The 17,034-nt window shown below is 25.6% G+C and carries 18 protein-coding genes; 3 read left to right on the top strand and 15 right to left on the bottom strand.

Features of this window, described 5'->3' with window-relative positions; all coding sequences use genetic code 11:
• Window positions 1-10 precede the first annotated feature (10 nt).
• On the bottom strand, window positions 11-1,315 hold the full coding sequence (locus CLTHE_RS03690; RefSeq protein ID WP_080022047.1) for a uracil-xanthine permease family protein: 1,305 nt from the start codon (window positions 1,313-1,315) through the stop codon (window positions 11-13).
• Between the two features lie 365 nt (window positions 1,316-1,680).
• Here CLTHE_RS03690 and CLTHE_RS03685 point away from each other — a divergent pair, with 365 nt between their 5' ends.
• Window positions 1,681-2,385, top strand: coding sequence for a polysaccharide deacetylase family protein (locus tag CLTHE_RS03685; protein ID WP_080022046.1), 705 nt, complete (start codon window positions 1,681-1,683; stop codon window positions 2,383-2,385).
• Between the two features lie 28 nt (window positions 2,386-2,413).
• Here CLTHE_RS03685 and CLTHE_RS03680 read toward each other — a convergent pair whose 3' ends face one another.
• From CLTHE_RS03680 to CLTHE_RS03670, 4 genes are all read right to left on the bottom strand, one after another.
• On the bottom strand, window positions 2,414-4,375 hold the full coding sequence (locus CLTHE_RS03680) for a putative bifunctional diguanylate cyclase/phosphodiesterase (protein WP_080022045.1): 1,962 nt from the start codon (window positions 4,373-4,375) through the stop codon (window positions 2,414-2,416).
• A 19-nt stretch (window positions 4,376-4,394) separates the two neighbouring features.
• Entirely contained in the window at window positions 4,395-4,526 is a 132-nt protein-coding gene (locus CLTHE_RS17100) for a hypothetical protein (protein WP_278320283.1), read from the bottom strand.
• 67 nt (window positions 4,527-4,593) lie between these two features.
• Window positions 4,594-4,773 (bottom strand): DUF4250 domain-containing protein, encoded by a 180-nt coding sequence (locus CLTHE_RS03675; protein ID WP_080022044.1) that lies wholly within the window; start codon window positions 4,771-4,773, stop codon window positions 4,594-4,596.
• A 43-nt stretch (window positions 4,774-4,816) separates the two neighbouring features.
• A complete protein-coding gene (locus CLTHE_RS03670; RefSeq protein ID WP_080022043.1) occupies window positions 4,817-6,151 on the bottom strand; it encodes an MATE family efflux transporter in 1,335 nt (444 codons plus the stop codon).
• An 86-nt stretch (window positions 6,152-6,237) separates the two neighbouring features.
• Between CLTHE_RS03670 and CLTHE_RS03665 the strand changes: the two genes are divergently transcribed.
• Window positions 6,238-7,110 carry a Cof-type HAD-IIB family hydrolase gene (locus CLTHE_RS03665; RefSeq protein WP_158082652.1) on the top strand — a complete coding sequence of 291 codons (873 nt, stop codon included), beginning with the start codon at window positions 6,238-6,240 and terminating at the stop codon, window positions 7,108-7,110.
• A 63-nt stretch (window positions 7,111-7,173) separates the two neighbouring features.
• Here CLTHE_RS03665 and CLTHE_RS03660 read toward each other — a convergent pair whose 3' ends face one another.
• The 3 genes from CLTHE_RS03660 to CLTHE_RS03650 form a co-directional block, all read right to left on the bottom strand.
• Window positions 7,174-8,061 (bottom strand): tRNA 2-thiocytidine biosynthesis TtcA family protein, encoded by an 888-nt coding sequence (locus tag CLTHE_RS03660; protein WP_080022041.1) that lies wholly within the window; start codon window positions 8,059-8,061, stop codon window positions 7,174-7,176.
• 101 nt (window positions 8,062-8,162) lie between these two features.
• The gene (locus tag CLTHE_RS03655) at window positions 8,163-8,723 is read right to left on the bottom strand and encodes a DUF3867 family protein (protein ID WP_002598072.1); all 561 of its coding nucleotides are present in this window, start codon (window positions 8,721-8,723) and stop codon (window positions 8,163-8,165) included.
• Window positions 8,724-8,844: 121 nt separating this feature from the next.
• Window positions 8,845-9,396, bottom strand: a complete 552-nt coding sequence (locus CLTHE_RS03650) for a hypothetical protein (protein WP_080022040.1) — start codon at window positions 9,394-9,396, stop codon at window positions 8,845-8,847.
• Window positions 9,397-9,561: 165 nt separating this feature from the next.
• Here CLTHE_RS03650 and CLTHE_RS03645 point away from each other — a divergent pair, with 165 nt between their 5' ends.
• Entirely contained in the window at window positions 9,562-9,774 is a 213-nt protein-coding gene (locus tag CLTHE_RS03645) for a hypothetical protein (protein ID WP_080022039.1), read from the top strand.
• 47 nt (window positions 9,775-9,821) lie between these two features.
• On the opposite strand, the gene CLTHE_RS03640 is transcribed toward CLTHE_RS03645, so the two are convergent.
• The 7 genes from CLTHE_RS03640 to hemA are packed head-to-tail and all read right to left on the bottom strand — an operon-like array spanning window position 9,822 to window position 17,005.
• The gene (locus tag CLTHE_RS03640) at window positions 9,822-10,556 is read right to left on the bottom strand and encodes a sirohydrochlorin cobaltochelatase (RefSeq protein WP_080022038.1); all 735 of its coding nucleotides are present in this window, start codon (window positions 10,554-10,556) and stop codon (window positions 9,822-9,824) included.
• Window positions 10,556-11,842, bottom strand: a complete 1,287-nt coding sequence (gene hemL / locus CLTHE_RS03635) for a glutamate-1-semialdehyde 2,1-aminomutase (protein WP_080022037.1) — start codon at window positions 11,840-11,842, stop codon at window positions 10,556-10,558. The genes CLTHE_RS03640 and hemL overlap by 1 nt, the downstream gene beginning before the upstream one ends.
• A 12-nt stretch (window positions 11,843-11,854) precedes the next feature.
• Window positions 11,855-12,820, bottom strand: a complete 966-nt coding sequence (gene hemB, locus CLTHE_RS03630) for a porphobilinogen synthase (protein ID WP_080022036.1) — start codon at window positions 12,818-12,820, stop codon at window positions 11,855-11,857.
• An 18-nt stretch (window positions 12,821-12,838) separates the two neighbouring features.
• Complete coding sequence (cobA, locus tag CLTHE_RS03625) at window positions 12,839-14,302, bottom strand: uroporphyrinogen-III C-methyltransferase (protein ID WP_080022035.1); 1,464 nt, start codon at window positions 14,300-14,302, stop codon at window positions 12,839-12,841.
• Between the two features lie 10 nt (window positions 14,303-14,312).
• The gene (gene hemC, locus CLTHE_RS03620; RefSeq protein ID WP_080022034.1) at window positions 14,313-15,182 is read right to left on the bottom strand and encodes a hydroxymethylbilane synthase; all 870 of its coding nucleotides are present in this window, start codon (window positions 15,180-15,182) and stop codon (window positions 14,313-14,315) included.
• A gap of 27 nt (window positions 15,183-15,209) precedes the next feature.
• On the bottom strand, window positions 15,210-15,848 hold the full coding sequence (locus CLTHE_RS03615; RefSeq protein ID WP_080022033.1) for an NAD(P)-dependent oxidoreductase: 639 nt from the start codon (window positions 15,846-15,848) through the stop codon (window positions 15,210-15,212).
• Complete coding sequence (gene hemA, locus CLTHE_RS03610; RefSeq protein WP_080022032.1) at window positions 15,815-17,005, bottom strand: glutamyl-tRNA reductase; 1,191 nt, start codon at window positions 17,003-17,005, stop codon at window positions 15,815-15,817. Before hemA ends, CLTHE_RS03615 begins: the two co-directional genes overlap by 34 nt.
• Window positions 17,006-17,034: the final 29 nt, after the last annotated feature.

Here is a 17,034-nt window from a genome sequence, read left to right as displayed (position 1 = left end):
ATATTAATTTTTATACTAATTCTTTACTTAAAATTTCTATCTCTTCTATCTTTTCTTCTTTTAATCCATTTATTAAAATATTGCTTATAACTCCTACTATAGCCGCAAAGCTTAAGCCTGTTAATGCAACTGTATTAGTAATTTTAATTCCTATTATAAATCCAAAGTTAGCTTCAATTATTGGATTTATTTGAGGTGCTATTAATCCAGTAATTATTATTAATGCCATTACTATTACATTTTTATAATTAAACTCTACTTTTTCTAATTTAATAGTCTTTGCTCCTATTAAAGCTATCATTGAAAATAACATTAAACTAATCCCTCCCATTACTGGCTCTGGAATTGTTCTTATTACCATTCCAAATTTAGCTATGAAGCTTAATAATATAGCAAATATTGCTGTTAATCTTAAAAGTGACGGATCATAATTTTTTGTTATTGCTAATACTCCTGTATTTTCTCCATAAGTTGTATTAGCTGGTCCTCCTAATAAAGCTGCTACAAAGGTAGCTAATCCATCCCCTAATAAAGTTCTATTTAATCCTGGATCTTTTATAAAATCTTTTCCTACCACTGAACCATTTGTTGTTATATCTCCAATATGCTCCATAAATACTGCTAATATTACTGGTACTATTATTACTACTGCTCCCATATCAAATTTAGGAAGAGTGAAATTTGGTACAGATATTAAAGCTGCTTGTCCTATAGCCGCTGTATCTATAAATCCCATAAAATATGATGCTACATATCCAACTACTACTGCAAGTAATATTGATATTTGTTTTATAAATCCTCTTCCAAAAAATCTAATTAAAAGTGCTGTTCCAAGTGTTATAAATGCTAAAATATAGCTTTTACTTGCCATATTTAATGCTGTAGGAATTAAATTCAATCCTATTACCATTATCATTGGTCCTACAACTTGTGGTGGTAAAACTTTTTTTATTTTATCCATTCCAATTTTTTTTATTAAAAATGATACTAATATATATACAAGTCCTGCTACCATCATTCCACCTTGCGCATATCTTAAATCACCATATGTTTCTTTAACCACTCCAATTACTGCTATAAAAGCAAACGATGAACCTAAAAATACTGGTACTTTTCCTTTTGTACATATATGAAATATTATAGTTCCCACTCCAGCTGTAAAAAGTGCTACTGAAGGATCTAACCCTGTAAGCATTGGAACTAATACTGTAGCTCCAAACATAGCGATTAAATGTTGAATGGCTAAAATACATCTAAGACCATTTTCCTTTAATGTTCTTTCTTTTTTAAATTCATTTTTTTCAAATAGTTGCATTATTATCAAACTCCTTATTAATTTATTAAGGAGAAATCTAAATTTCTCCTTTATTAGCCTCTCTGGACTAATTTAAAAGGTATAAAAAAACTTCTTACAAATCCAATTTTGGCCGTAAGAAGTTATAAATTCCATAACTATTAAAACTATTAATAAAAATAGTTTTTCTTATTTTCTTACATGCCTCTCTGGACAAGTTTAAAGATTTTCTTGATTATATCATAGTTTATTAACATATTGCAATATTTTTCTTTATAGTACATATATTTTTTTTATTTATAAATACTAATCATATAATATTAATTATTTAATAATTTTATAGAAAGGAGAAATAATATAAATTTAATATTTGTATTAGTCTTATTATGAAAAATAAATTTAAACTTATATTCGTATCATTATGTGTTTTAGTCTCAATTATATCTTTTATACCAATAGAAGCTTTTTCTATGTCTGATGAAAAAGTAATCTATTTAACTTTTGATGATGGCCCTTCTAAAGGACCTTGTAGTGAAATTTTAGATATTTTAAAAGAAGAAAATGTAAAAGGAACATTTTTTATTTTAGGAAATGAAATAAAAGGAAATGAAGATGTTTTAAAAAGAATTTATGATGAAGGACATTCAATAGGACTTCACAGTATGACTCACGAAAAGAAAAATCTTTATAATAATGAAAATGATTTTTTAAATGAAATGGTTCAAGTTCAAGATCTTATAGAAAAAACTGTAGGATTTAAATCAAATATTTTACGTTTTCCTTTTGGAGCTAATAACAATACATATAAACTAAAAAAATCTCTTGTTGAACTTCTTCATAATAATAATTTTAAAATTTATGATTGGACAGTAGATACTAGAGATGGAGAACTTTATAATGCTTCTCCCGAAACTTTTATTAAAAATTCTAAATCAAAGGATAATAATATAACACTTTTAATGCATTGTGGAAGTGCTAATAAAAATTCTCCTAAAGCTTTAAAAAGTATAATATCTTATTATAAAGAAAATAATTATACATTTAAAACTATTGATCAATCTACTCCAGAAATATTCCATTATGTAAAATAAAAAAGGAGTTTCACTAATGAAACTCCTTTTATATTTTTTTTCCTATCATTTTTACTATATCTTCAAACTCTCTCGGTTTACTAAAATAATAACCTTGAATTATATCACATAATATATTTTTTAAGTAATCTACCTGCTCTTTTTCTTCTACTCCTTCGGCTACTACATCTATTCCTAATTGATGAGAAAGATTTATTATGTTTTCAACTATACATCTACTTTTTAAATTTTTATTTAAATCAGTTACAAAGCTTCTATCAATTTTTAAAACATCAATAGGTAATTTAGTTAAATAGTTTAAAGAAGAATAGCCTGTCCCAAAATCATCTAATGCTATAGTTGCACCTAATTTTTTTATATCTTTCAATATTTTTATATTTTTATCAAAAGATTTCATAAGAATACTTTCAGTTATTTCTATTTCTATATATTTTAAATCTACATCATACTTTTCCCTAAACTCCTGTAAATCTCTTAATATAGTATTGTATCTTAATTGTAATTCTGATAAATTAATCCCTATTTTAAAATTATCATAACCTAAATCTAGTAATTCTCTAATTTTTTTGAAAACCTCTTCTAAAATAAAAGTACTTATTGGAATTATAAGTCTTGTCATTTCAGCAATTGGAATTAATTCTCCAGGACTTACTGGCCCTAATTCACTACTCTTCCATCTTAATAATGCTTCAAATCCTATAACTTTTCTATTTGAAACAAATACTTTTGGTTGAAATAAAACATAAAACTCTTCTTTTTTTATAGCTGTTCTAAGACATCTTTGTATATCATAAGTACGACTAAACTCTCTAGATATACTATAATCAAAAAATGCAAAATTTCCTTTTCCATTTTTTTTAGCTATAGTTAATGCAGCATCTGCATTTTTTAGTAATCCGTAAAATTCTAATCCATTATGAGGTGAAACAGATATTCCTATACTTCCATTTACATATAAATGCTTTCCTCTATAAACTATTGGATCATCAAAAACATCCATTATGTCAGTTAAACATTCTTCTAGATATTCTTTTGAATCTATATTTTCAAAAAAAATTATAAATTCATCTCCATTATGTCTACATATGTATTCATTAGATAACATTTTCTTTGTAAGTCTTAATCCAACTTCTCTTAATACAAAATCTCCAGCTTGATATCCAAAAGATTCATTAATAAACTTAAAATCATCTAAATCTAATAATATAAGTGAGCATCTTCCCTTTGCACAAACTAATCTTTTATTTATTAATTTTACAATTTCTTCTTTTGTTTTAAAGCCAGTTATATTATCATGAGAAAGTAGATTTTTTAATGCTTCTCTTTTTATTACTTCTTCAGTTTTATCTTTTATTATTCCTATAAGTAAATCTCCTTTTTTCTTTAAATTTATATTTAAATAATAATCTTTTTTATTAGAAAATATTATTTCATCTTTTAATATAGAACCTTCTCCTATACTATTATAGTTTTTAATAAAACTTTCTTTATTTTTTATACAATCAAAAAATTCATCTAAAGCAAAAGAATATTCAAATGATTTAGATATTTGCTTTGCAAAATTACCTATCAATTTAACATTCTTTTCTCTATCATCTATTTTTATAAATGTATCATTAGAAAATTCTCTTAAGATTTCTATAATTTCTAAATTTTTTAATATATCATTATTCTTAAATATTATATTTCCATTGAAGATTTCTAAATTTCCTATTTTTTCTTTTATCCCATTAATTTCATATCCAAACTCTAAAATACAAATATCTAATTTTCCACTTATATTTATTTTTTTCCCAATTTTTGAATACTTTATTTTCAAAAACTCATCTTTTTCTATTAATTGGATAAGTTTCATTATTCCTTTTATATCTGAATTTAAATCTTCTTTTGTTGAAATATTATTAAATTTAAAATCCCCATTTGTAATATTCCAACTAACTCCAATTAAAGAAGAGAGTTTTTCTTTTATCATCCCCATACCATTTTTCATATTTATAAAACCCCATTTATTACTCTTCTTCTTTTATATCACTTACCGCTTCTTCCTCTTTTTGATTTTTTTTATCACTAACTAAACTTGCTACTAAAGCAGCACTAGCAGCAACTAATACTGCCAATCTACCTACCTTTCTTAATTTCATATTTATCATCCTTTCTAATTATATTTAAATACATTATAACCCATTTATAATTAATTTTTCTATATTTTTATTTAAAACTATTATTTTCTTTTATATATTCATAATTTCCTTCTTTTAGCTTATTTATAAGTGCTTCCTTTGATATATCCATATCATAACATAAATCATCTAAATTACTATAAAAATCTCTTAATTTTAAATTTATTATACTAACTAAAATATTTACATCCATATTTTCTATATCCATTTTAAATTTCTCCTTTATTTAATTATTATCTACTTATTTTTTATTATATCATCTTTTTTAATTTTTCTTTTTCTTTTCTCATAAAATATATTGATATTATAAATGTTACAATTTCTACTACTGGTGTAGTAATCCATACACCATTTAACTTAAATACTAAAGAAAATATCTCTAAAAATACTACTATTAATATAAGTCCTCTTAATAGGGATATCATTGTTGATATTTTTGAACTCTCTATAGATTGAAGAACTCCCACATTTAAAATATTTATTCCCATTGGTATAAACGCTATAAAATATATTTTTATACCCAAACTAGCTATCTCATCTAATTTATTATTTCCTTTTGCGAATATCTTTATTATCATATATGGATCTATTATTCCTAATAAGAAAAATACTCCTCCTACTATGATAATTATTTTTAATCCTATTTTATAAGTATCTAGAACCCTATTATTTTTTCCCCCTCCATAATTAGTACTAATTATAGGTTGTATTCCTTGAGCTATTCCATTAAATATAGCTATAACTATAAGAGAAAAGTTAGCAATTATACTATAAGCAGATATAGAAATATCTCCTCCTAATTCTTTTAATTTAATATTAAAAAGTATTATTACTACTCCAGCTGACAATTCTACGATAAAGCTTGAAAATCCATTTGCAAGTATTCTTTTTGAATATCTAAAATTTAAAGATTTAAAAGAAATTCTTATTTTATTTTTTTTCATTATAAAATGAAAAGCTAAAATAATAATTCCAACTAATTGAGCTGTTGTTGTAGCAATTGCAGCTCCTCTCATTCCCATATTTAATGGAAAGATAAGAATATAATCTAAAATTATATTTGTTATATTAGAGCCAATAATAGCCCACATAGATATTTTGGGACTTCCATCATTTCGTACAAAAACATTTAATGTTAATGATAAAATAAAAAGAATACTCCCCCAAAATATTACCTCTAAATATTCTTTTACATAAATAAAAATTATTCCAGAAGCTCCTAATAATTTTATTATGTCATTTATAAAATAAAGACCAAACACAGTAATTAATAAACTTATTATTATTGTTATAAATATTGATAACGTAAATATTTCATTTAAAGTTTCGTATTTTTTCTTTCCAATATTTATAGATAATAAAGTAGCTCCGCCAATCCCAGTTAATAAAGAAATAGCTGCAAAAATATTAAAAAATGGTATTCCTAAATTTAATGCTGCAAGTCCCCTTTCGCCCATTCCTCTTCCTATAAACATTGTATCTAAAAATATACAACAAGATAATCCAAGCATTCCTAAAATACTTGGAATCATATAATCTAAAACAAGTTTCCCTAAATTATCGTGCAATAAATCATTATTCTTCATAAAAATCCCCCTTTTCTAATAAATTTAATTGCATAACCCTCACTTTATTGGTAAAATTTTCTTATAAATTAATAATGAGGTGTTTTATGAAATTAATCGCAATTGATTTAGATGGTACTCTTTTAAATTCTAACCATCAAATAAGTAATAAAGATATTTGTACAATCAAAAAAGCTCAAAGTTTTGGTATAACAGTTGTTATCTCTACTGGAAGAACTTTCGATTCTGCTAAATCTATATTAGAAAACCATAATATAGTTGTTCCATATATAATAACTTGTAATGGTTCAATAATTAATGATTTTTCCGGAAATATACTTTATTCTTTTCCTGTAGATAAATCTTCTCTTGAAAAAGTTGTAAGTTTTCTTCATTTCAATAATTATTATTTTAGTTTGGCCTCTTCTGACTCAAGACTTTTCCCTAAATATGACAAAAACATACTAATAGCAGACTTTTATGAGGCAAAAATAAATAATCCTGATTTAAAAGAAGAAGATTTAGATAATTTAATAAATTTATTTTATGATGGAAAAACTTTTGATGGCAAAGTTTTTAATAACATTCAAGATATGATTTCTACTGAAGAAGACATATATGGTATATGTGCTGTTTCTTTTTCAAATGAAAAACTTGAAAATGGAATTAAAGCTTTTAAAGATATAAAAAATTTATCTATTTTTAAATCAGCATACAATAATTTTGAACTTATAAATGAAAATTCTTCTAAAGGTCAAGCAATAAAAATTTTATGTAATCATTTAGGTATTGATCTTAAGGATACAATGGCAATAGGCGATAATCAAAATGACTTAAGCATGTTTGAAATTGTTCAATTTAGTGTAGCTATGGAAAATGCGTATGATTCTATAAAAGAAAAATGTTCTTTTGTAACTTTAAATAACAACTCATCAGGCGTTGGACATGCTATTGAAAATATTTTAGAATTAACTGTTTAAAAAATATCTATTTAAAAAAAGCAACATTTAATAGGTTACCCCTTTAAAATGTTGCTTTTCTCATTAATCTCTAATTTCTATTTCTTTATCACCATCATAGAAATCTTGGAATGTGTATTTCTTTCCATCTTTTTCAAAACCTAATATAGCATCCATACTAATATTTTCAGCCGCCTTGAAAATTGATTTATCTACACCATCAAATTTCTCTTTTAGCTCTTTGATTAAATCTTTTATTTCATATCTCTTATTACCTATTTTTTCTGCTGCTACCATACATGCGCAATTTAATGGCCATATACCGCTATAATTTATAAATCTTCTTATATAATCTTCTTCAATAAAGTACATTGGTCTTATAAGCTCCATATTTTCAAAATTATTTGCTTTAAGCTTAGGCATCATAGTTTTAAAATTACCAGCATATAAAACATTTAAAAGTGTTGTTTCTATAACATCATTATAATGATGTCCTAATGCAAGTTTATTACATCCAAGTTCTTGTGCTTTAGCATAAAGGGATCCTCTTCTCATTCTTGCACAAAGATAACATGGATATTCTCTTGATTTTTCATCTATTACATCAAAAATTCCAGATTCATATATGTATACAGGTATATTTAAATATTCACAGTTTTCTTCTAAAAGCTTTCTTACATGTGGATGATATCCAGGATCCATTGCTATAAATTCTAGTTCAAATGGCACCTGTCCATGCTTTTGAAGTTCTTGAAGTAATTTTGCTAAAAGAAGTGAATCTTTTCCTCCTGAAATAGCAACTCCAATTTTATCTCCTTCTTCTATTAAATTATATTGTTTAACAGCCTTTACAAACTTAGACCAAATATGTTTTCTATATCTTTTAACTATACTTCTTTCAATTTCCTGAAGACTCTTTTTTTCTTCTTCTGGAATAATTCTTTCACAGCCTTTACCAGCTATACTACTCATTATAAATCACCTCATTCATCCATAAATTATAACATATTTTATATCCTTTTAAAAATAATTTATGATTAAGAGCCAAATCAAATTTGATTTGGCTCTTAATACTAATATGGATATGAATTTATATTTGAACATATAGTAACATTTAACTGCTTGTCGCCTACAACTTTCTTATAAGAACAAAGGAATTCATTTAACTCATTATCAGTTAAATCAACTGTTTTTTCACTTAATAAAGTTACATTAACTCCTTCTAAAACTACCTTCAAATTATTTATTTCATTTTTTATTTCATATTCTTCAATAGATTTTTTAACTATTTTTTTATTATATTTTTCTTCAAAGCTCATTTTTTTTCTTACATCTTCATAAGTTCCGCTATCAAGGTTAACATTTAATCCTAGATTAGCCATTGAGCCTTCTAATCCGCTTATATCAAATCCATATCTTTCCATCATTTTTTTTTGTATTTCAAATAATTTTTTTTCTGATATATTATTTTCAGTCATATATTTTGATATTTCTGAAGCATATTCTGCCATATTCATTGAACCAGATTGAGTCTTATAAAATAAGTCAAACATATAGCCTTCAAATTTATCTACATCGCCATCATTTACTTTGTTTTTTAATTCATTAAAATCTATAACTTTTCCGTCACCCATTTTAGAATCCTCCTAGTAGTTTCTATAATTATATTATATATTAATATTTTTATAAAAAAAAGGCTACATAAAACTTCGTAACTTAAAATTACAACTTTCTTATTATGTGCCCCCTTTTATATTATTTATTTTTTTTCTTTTTTATTCCTATAACCCTTGTTTCTATCACTCTTTCATTTTTATTTATAGGCTTTTTCGCATTTCTTGCTAATTTAAACTGCCCATACATTCCAATCAATAACACTGGAATTACAAATCCTCCAAGTGACTCTACTAATATGAATATAGGTGCTAAAACACCAATTGCTATAAGAAAAATATTAACATCATACTTATCACAAAGTTTAGAGTACATGTATATTGAATACCCACTATATACTATTGAAAATACCAATCTTAATATTGATGCAATACCATTAGTATAGCTTCCAAAAATCATAACTCCTATCAAAGTTGCAATAAAGAAATAATTTCCCTTACCAAGTTTTATAAGTTGATAAAAATTTCCTATTGGTATCCATGCAAGCCAAGGTCTGTTAACCTTTTCAACTTTAGAAATATTATATATTGCAAATCCCGTTACTATATAATTAGCTAATGCAAATAAAGCTGATAACATTAGTATCCCCATAATAGCGCTTTGTATTTCTGGCGTAAGTGCTTCTAAATTCATTAAGTTACCTCCCCACTCTCTCTATGTTTGTATTTTACCATAATTTAATGTATTTGTCTTTAACTTTTTAAACTTTTGTAGAATAATGTAAACTTTTCATACATAATTTAAATTTAGTAAAGTTATTTTACTAAACTTTTCTCACGTACTAGGAGGTGCCTGTATATGGAAAAAAAATATTCTTGCCATCATAAAAAAAAGGCTAGTTTAATTCCTGCTAATCAATTAACATGTAATAACTCTGAAGATTATCAACCAAAAGTTAATGCCAATTCTCCTGAACCAAACGATGGAACATTTATTCATCATGAAGACAATAGTTTTTCAGCCAACGGTGTTGTAAGATATGGTGAAGAAACTGATGTAGATGATATATAAATTTTCTACAATAAAAAAGGATTTGAAATAAATCAAATCCTTTTTTATTATATTAATTTTGATATTTTATTAATGATAAATTCTATAAATTTATCATCTTCTAATAATCCAAAATTTACTTCTTCAACTGTAATATTGTTATTCACAAATATTTTTTTAAAACTCTCATCTTTTTCTGAGTATATATCTTTAGAAAAATGATATCCTTTAGTCAACAATAATGGTTTAAACTTAACATTATTTATTCCTATTGATAAAAGATTTTCAATGACATTTTTTGATTCTTCTTTTCTATTTAAGCTTAAATATTTTAAATTATCATAATTTTTTTCTATTTCAAATTTAAAATCATCACTTATTTTATCTATTAACCCATCTTCTCTTCCATGAGAAATTAAAATTGTACATCTATCACTTGTTAAGCAATTTTCTATAAAATCTTTTTTATAACTTAAAATAGGATTTGTTACTATTATCTCTTTAAAATTAATTTTATTTTTATTTATAAGCTCATCTATTTTTCTGTTTTCTTTTCCATCAGATAAAACTAACTTAACTAAAATTAATTTTTCATATCCTAAAGCTTTTATTTCTTCGATTTTATCTTCTAAACTTTTTACTCTATCATCTTTTAATTTGTCTATTATCCTATTTGATGTAAATCCAACAAATGAATCTATGCTAAACTCTTCTTTTATTTTCTCTAAAAATGGCTTAAATTGTTTTTCATAGCCTTCTATATTAGAAGTACCAAACGCACTTACTAAAATACATTCTTTCATTAATTACTTTCCTTTATACAGAACTCTTCATATGCTTTTAAGAATTTTTCTATATGTTCTTTATTATGATAAACTGATAAAAATAATGCTTCAAATTGTGAAGGTGGTATATTAAATCCTTTTTCTATCATATGAAGAAAATATCTTTTAAATCTTTCACCATCACATTTTTTTACTTTTTCATAACTATCAACAACTTCATCATCACTAAAGAAAATAGTCATCATTCCACCAACTCTATTAAATGCTACATTTATTCCATATTTTTTTGAGATTTCTTTTACACCATCTACAAGAATTTTTCCTACTTCCTCAATATGATTATAATATTTTTCTTTATTTTCTTTTAATTTATTTAATGTTGCAAGTCCTGCACTAACTACTACTGGATTACCAGACATAGTTCCAGCTTGATATACTCCACCTAATGGAGCTAACATTTCCATTATTTCACGTCTTCCACCATATGCTCCACAAGGAAGTCCTCCTCCTATTACTTTTGCATAAGTAATAAGATCTGGCTTTTCTTTAAATAAAGCTGATGCACCTTGATAACTTGCTCTAAATCCACTCATTACCTCATCAAAAATTAAAAGCGATCCATTTTTATCACATTCTTCTCTAAGAGTTTTCATAAAACTATCTTTTGCTTTCATAACTCCCATATTTCCTGCTACTGGCTCTATTATTACACAAGCTATTTCATTTCCATATTTATTGAATATCTCTTTTATATTTTCTTCATCATTATATCTAGCTATAATAGTATTTTTAACTATATCTTTTGGAACTCCAAGAGATCCTGCTATTCCATCAGTTAAAACTCCTGAACCAGCTTCTATTAAAAATCCATCAAAATGCCCATGATAACATCCTGCAAATTTAACTATTTTATCTCTCTTAGTCCATCCTCTTGCAAGTTTTATAGCACTCATAGTTGCCTCAGTTCCTGAATTAACCATTCTTATCATATCAACATTAGGCATTTCTTCGCATAAAAATTTAGCTAAATCTAATTCACCTTTTGTTGGTGCTCCAAAAGCTAAAGCATCTTTTGCACATTCACAAATAGCTTTAACAACATCTTCATCACAGTGTCCTAAAATCATAGGTCCCCATGCAAGAACAAAATCTATATATTCTTTTCCATCTTCATCTTCAATTATAACTCCATGACCTTTTTTAATTACTTTTGGAGTTATTCCCATGCCATTAAATGATCTAACAGGACTATTTACACCACCTGGCATATATTCTTTTGATTGATTAAATATTTCTAAATTCATATAATCTATCTCCTATTTTTGTAACATTCTACTAGCTTCTAATGCATGATAAGTTATTATTATATCTGCTCCTGCTCTTTTTATTGAAATTAAAGTTTCAAGAATTGTTCTCTCTTCGTCTATTAATCCCATTTTTGCAGCAGCTTTAATCATTGCATATTCCCCACTAACATTATAAGCTGCAAGTGGTAAATTACAGTTATTTCTTACATCTCTTATTATATCTAAGTATGCAAGAGCTGGCTTAACCATAACTATATCTGCTCCTTCTTCAATATCTTCTTTCACTTCTCTTATAGCTTCTAATCTATTAGCTGGATCCATTTGATAAGTTTTTCTATCACCAAAGCTTGGTGCTGAATTAGCAGCAGCTCTAAATGGTCCATAATATGCAGAACAGTATTTAGCTGAATAACTCATTATAGGAACATTAATAAAACCATTTTCATCTAATATATTTCTTATAGTTCCTACTCTTCCATCCATCATATCTGAAGGAGCAATCATATCTGCTCCTGCTTTTGCATGAGATAATGCTATTTTATTTATGTATTCTAATGTTTTATCATTATCTACATATTCTCCATCTAATATTCCACAATGTCCATGATCTGTATATTCACACATACAAACATCTGTAATTACTAATAAATCTTTATTTATTTCTTTTATTCTTCTAACAGCTCTTTGCACAATACCATTTTCAGCAAAAGCTTCACTTCCACAACAATCCTTATGTTCTGGAACTCCAAATACCATTATTCCTTTTACTTTACATTTTACAACTTCATCTACTAATTCATCTAATCTATCTACTGAATAGTGATAAATTCCTGGAAGAGATGATATTTCTTTTTTTATTCCTTCTCCTTCAACTACAAATATAGGGAATATAAAATCTGATGGAGAAATACTAGTCTCTCTAACTAAACTTCTCATATTTTCATTTAATCTTAATCTTCTTCCTCTTTTTATCAATTAAAACACTTCCTTAATTTATATTAAATTTACTATTTCTTCTAAAAATCCTTCTTCAGAATGTTTTTTACAAACTTTTGGTGAAAAACCATGATCAATTAAAGATTTTGCTGTTATAGGCCCTATGGCAATAGCTTCTTTTTCTTTTAATTTGTCTAAGCCTATAATCTCAATCATATTTTCTACTGTTGTTGGACTTGTATATAATACTATATCAACATCTTCAAAGCTTCTAGTATCATAAACATCTCCTTTTACTGTATCATAAATATTAACTCTATCTACTCTAGCTCCAATTTTTGAAATTTCTTCTTGAAGATAAGTTCTTCCTTTAAGAGATGTAGGTATAATTACATTATCTCCTTCTAATATAAATGACTTTATTTCTTTAAATAAGCCTTCTGAAACAAAGCTTTTTGAAGTAGCTTTTGGAACTATTCCTCTCTTAAGTAAAGCTTTTTTTGTTGCACTTCCTATTGCATAAAAATTACCTTTAATACTTCTTATATCATATTCTTTTTCTATTAAATAATCAAAAAATGTATTTACACCATTTATTGATGTGAATATTAAATGATTATATTCTTTAAGCTTTTCTAAATAAGGATCTAAATTTTCTTTCATACCATTTATCTTAATAGAATTTATTTCTGTTACATAAGCTCCCATATCTTTTAATGAAGCTTTTAAGTTTTTAGATTGCTCCTTACTTCTAGTTATGCAAATATTTTTCCCAAATAAAGGCTTTTTAATAAACCAATCAAGATTTTCATTTAATGAAACAACATCACCTACAACAATTATACAAGGTGATTCTAATATAGCTTCTTTAGCTAAAGAACCTATATTTTCTAATGTCCCAATCACTTTTTTTTGCTTTGATGAAGTTCCTTTCATTACAACTGCACTTTTTGTATTCTTATCTTTTCCATATTTTATAAGTTCACTTGTTATAATATCTATATTTTCAAGTCCCATCATAAATACAAGAGTTCCATTTTCTTTACTTAATGCTTCAAAGTTAACATTTAAACTTTTAGCAGACATTCCTGTTACTATATGAAAGCTTTGAGATATTCCTCTATGAGTAATAGGAATACCAGCATAATTTAGAACTGAAATTGGTGAAGTAACTCCAGGTATAACTTCAAATTCTAAACCTTCATCTAAAAGTGCTAATGCTTCTTCTCCACCACGTCCAAATACATAAGGATCTCCACCTTTTATTCTTCCAACTATATGACCTTTTTTTACAAGACTTACAAGAAGTTCATTTATTTCTTCCTGTTTCATTGAATGAGCATTTGGCTTTTTACCACAATAATAAATTTCACAATCATCATTTAAAAAATTTAATACATTAGTTGATACAAGTCTATCATAAACTACTGCTGTACATTTTTCTAATATTCTTTTTGCTTTTAACGTTAAAAGTTCTTCATCTAATGGGCCTGCTCCAATTAAATATGCTTTTCCCTTCATAGTAAATCACCTATCCTCTTAATATACTTTCTGCTAATTCTTCCCCTAAAGATATATTATTTTTTATATCTCCTTCAATATCTTTTATAACTAGCTTTCCATTTACCTTGTAAGTTCCTTTTAAATAAAGTTTGTCTCCATTTATTTCAGAATATATTCCAATTAAGCTATGACAATCTCCATTTAATTTTTTCATAAAACTTCTTTCCGCATCAACTGCTATTCTAACCTCTTTATTATCAAGAGATTTTATAATGTCTAAGTCTTCAAATGTTTTTAGACATTCTATTCCTAAAGCTCCTTGGCCTACTGCTGGTAAAAATTCTTTTGGATCAAAATATTCTGTTATAATATCCTCCATACCTAATCTCTTCAATCCAGCTGCTGCAAGTATAATTCCATCTAGCCCTTGCTCTTCCATTTTTTTAATTCTAGTTTGTACATTTCCTCTTATAGGAACAATTTCTAAATCAGGTCTCAAATGCTTTAGCATCTCAGCTCTTCTAATACTACTAGTTCCTATTTTTCCACCTTTTTTTATATCTTTTAATAATCTTCCATTAGAAACAAGAACATCCCTCACATCTTCTCTTTCTGGCATTGCTGCAAGTACAAATTCTTCTTCTAATTCATATGGAACATCTTTCATACTATGAACTGCTAAATGAGATCTTCCATCTAACAATGCCTTTTCAATCTCTTTTATAAAAAGTCCTTTTCCACCTATTTTGTTTAAAGCTACATCAAGTCTTCTATCTCCCTCTGTAACCATTAAAAGTTTTTCACTATCAATTCCTTTTTTATCTTTTAAAAGCTTCATAACATAATCTGCTTGAACTTGTGCTAATAAAGATTTTCTAGTTCCAATAATATATTTCATAAAATCCACCTATCCTAAAATAAATCTTTAAATATTTTCAAAAAACATCTTTAAAGTAGTTTCTCCCTTTCCCTTAAAAAAAATAAATTTAAAATCATCACTGTGAATGAATTCTAATATTTCTTTTTTATCTTCTCTATTTTTAATTTTATTTCTAATTTTTGTGGTATATTCAATAAATGAATCTAAATCATCTATTGTATTTTCTATTTTACTTTTTATAAACATAGCTCCTTTAGGATTTTTTCCTTTAACATTTAATGCTACATTTATATTTTTACTACTTACTGAACTTTGCATAACAAACATTCCTTCGTCTGCATCTGTACAGTTTAAATATATTTTATCCATTTCATTACAATCATTTATTATTTCTTTTAAAGTATTTTTTTCATTTATACATATTATTATTAAATGATTCCCTTTTAAAAAAGATTTTTTATAACCTTCATTTATTAAAGTAATTTTTTTCAAGCCTTTTATTTCATCTATTATTTCTTTTCCTATAACAGTAACATTTGCATTTGATTTTATTAATGCTTTTATTTTTATAAGTGCAGCTTTTCCGCCACCTATAACCAATACGTTTAACTTTTTCCCAAACAAGGCTATATTTAAATACTCACTATTTTCTAGAAGAATATCTTTTTCAATATTTCTAAGCATTCTTCTTCCCTACCCTTCAACGCTTCTTCCTTTAAAACTTTTATTGCTTTATTAGAATAGAAATTTCCCATACTTTCTATCATTTTCTCAACAATTTTATTTTCTTCATTACTTTTCTTTTTATATGTATCATACCTTTTACTTACTTCATTTAATTTATTTTCTCTTATTTTATTTATATAAGGTGAAATATCTCTTAATTTTTCCCATTCTTTATACTCAAGAATATATTTATCTATAATCCATTTATAACTTTCCATTCTTTCTTTTCTAAGATGCTTATTTTCATCATCAATTTTGCTTATATCATCTATATTTAAAATTTTAAATCTATCTATTTTATAAAGTTCTAAATCAACATCTCTTGGAAGTGCTAAATCATATATATTTATTTTCTTACCTACTTTTTCTAAATCTTCTTTTCTAATAACTGTATGTGGTGCAGATGTACAAGATATTATTCCATCCATACTATTTATAAAGATATTTTTTTCTCTGAAATCTAAAACTTTAACTCTATAATCAGAAATATCTACTTTGCTCTTATCTCGGACAACTATATATATTTCCTCAATACTTCTATGAGAAATAAGATTTTTAACAACAAGTTTCCCAACTGAACCATAACCTAAAACCATTACTTTTTTTCCATCTTCTTCAATAATTTTATTTACACTTATTGAAGCAGATGAAACAGGAATTTTATAAAGATTTGCTTCTTTTCTAAATCTTTTTCCACAAGTTACAGCCTCTTGAAAAAGTCTTAAAAGCTTATTTTTTACAAGTTTATTTTCTAAACTAAAGCTATATGCTTCTTTTATTTGACCTAAAATTTGATCTTCTCCTAATATTTTAGAATGAAATCCACAAATCACTCTAAATAAATGTTCTATTGCTTTTTCTCCTTTTGATATAAAAACGTAATCAATATACTTTTTATCAAAATCAAAAGCTTCAAAAAATTTTTTTAATATTTCTTTATCATCTAAAAAATGATTAAAATAAATTTCTGTTCTATTACAAGTGCTTAAAACTACTATTTCCTCTATTTCATCTCTTAAATAATTTATAGCTTTGTCTCTTTTTTTAGGATTTACAGAAAACTTTTCTCTTATTTCTAAAGGAGTATCTTTCTTTATTCCTATTAATCCAATCATATTTTTACTCCTATTAATTTAATTTCAAT

The organism is Clostridium thermobutyricum DSM 4928, assembly GCF_002050515.1.
GTDB lineage: Bacteria > Bacillota > Clostridia > Clostridiales > Clostridiaceae > Clostridium > Clostridium thermobutyricum.
This window is presented reverse-complemented; position numbering and strand designations above follow the sequence as displayed.

What these genes read in the sequence shown, in the direction of transcription:
- CLTHE_RS03685 (WP_080022046.1), top strand. Translation starts at nt 1,681, where the DNA reads ATGAAAAATAAATTTAAACTTATATTCGTATCATTATGTGTTTTAGTC.
- CLTHE_RS03675 (WP_080022044.1), bottom strand. Translation starts at nt 4,773, where the DNA reads ATGGATATAGAAAATATGGATGTAAATATTTTAGTTAGTATAATAAAT.
- CLTHE_RS03680 (WP_080022045.1), bottom strand. Translation starts at nt 4,375, where the DNA reads ATGAAAAATGGTATGGGGATGATAAAAGAAAAACTCTCTTCTTTAATT.
- CLTHE_RS03645 (WP_080022039.1), top strand. Translation starts at nt 9,562, where the DNA reads ATGGAAAAAAAATATTCTTGCCATCATAAAAAAAAGGCTAGTTTAATT.
- CLTHE_RS03640 (WP_080022038.1), bottom strand. Translation starts at nt 10,556, where the DNA reads ATGAAAGAATGTATTTTAGTAAGTGCGTTTGGTACTTCTAATATAGAA.
- CLTHE_RS03655 (WP_002598072.1), bottom strand. Translation starts at nt 8,723, where the DNA reads ATGGGTGACGGAAAAGTTATAGATTTTAATGAATTAAAAAACAAAGTA.
- hemA (WP_080022032.1), bottom strand. Translation starts at nt 17,005, where the DNA reads ATGATTGGATTAATAGGAATAAAGAAAGATACTCCTTTAGAAATAAGA.
- CLTHE_RS03670 (WP_080022043.1), bottom strand. Translation starts at nt 6,151, where the DNA reads ATGAAGAATAATGATTTATTGCACGATAATTTAGGGAAACTTGTTTTA.
- CLTHE_RS03650 (WP_080022040.1), bottom strand. Translation starts at nt 9,396, where the DNA reads ATGAATTTAGAAGCACTTACGCCAGAAATACAAAGCGCTATTATGGGG.
- CLTHE_RS03690 (WP_080022047.1), bottom strand. Translation starts at nt 1,315, where the DNA reads ATGCAACTATTTGAAAAAAATGAATTTAAAAAAGAAAGAACATTAAAG.
- CLTHE_RS03615 (WP_080022033.1), bottom strand. Translation starts at nt 15,848, where the DNA reads ATGCTTAGAAATATTGAAAAAGATATTCTTCTAGAAAATAGTGAGTAT.
- CLTHE_RS03665 (WP_158082652.1), top strand. Translation starts at nt 6,238, where the DNA reads ATGAAATTAATCGCAATTGATTTAGATGGTACTCTTTTAAATTCTAAC.
- cobA (WP_080022035.1), bottom strand. Translation starts at nt 14,302, where the DNA reads ATGAAGGGAAAAGCATATTTAATTGGAGCAGGCCCATTAGATGAAGAA.
- hemL (WP_080022037.1), bottom strand. Translation starts at nt 11,842, where the DNA reads ATGAATTTAGAAATATTTAATCAATCAAAAGAATATATGCCAGGTGGT.
- CLTHE_RS17100 (WP_278320283.1), bottom strand. Translation starts at nt 4,526, where the DNA reads ATGAAATTAAGAAAGGTAGGTAGATTGGCAGTATTAGTTGCTGCTAGT.
- hemC (WP_080022034.1), bottom strand. Translation starts at nt 15,182, where the DNA reads ATGAAATATATTATTGGAACTAGAAAATCTTTATTAGCACAAGTTCAA.
- CLTHE_RS03660 (WP_080022041.1), bottom strand. Translation starts at nt 8,061, where the DNA reads ATGAGTAGTATAGCTGGTAAAGGCTGTGAAAGAATTATTCCAGAAGAA.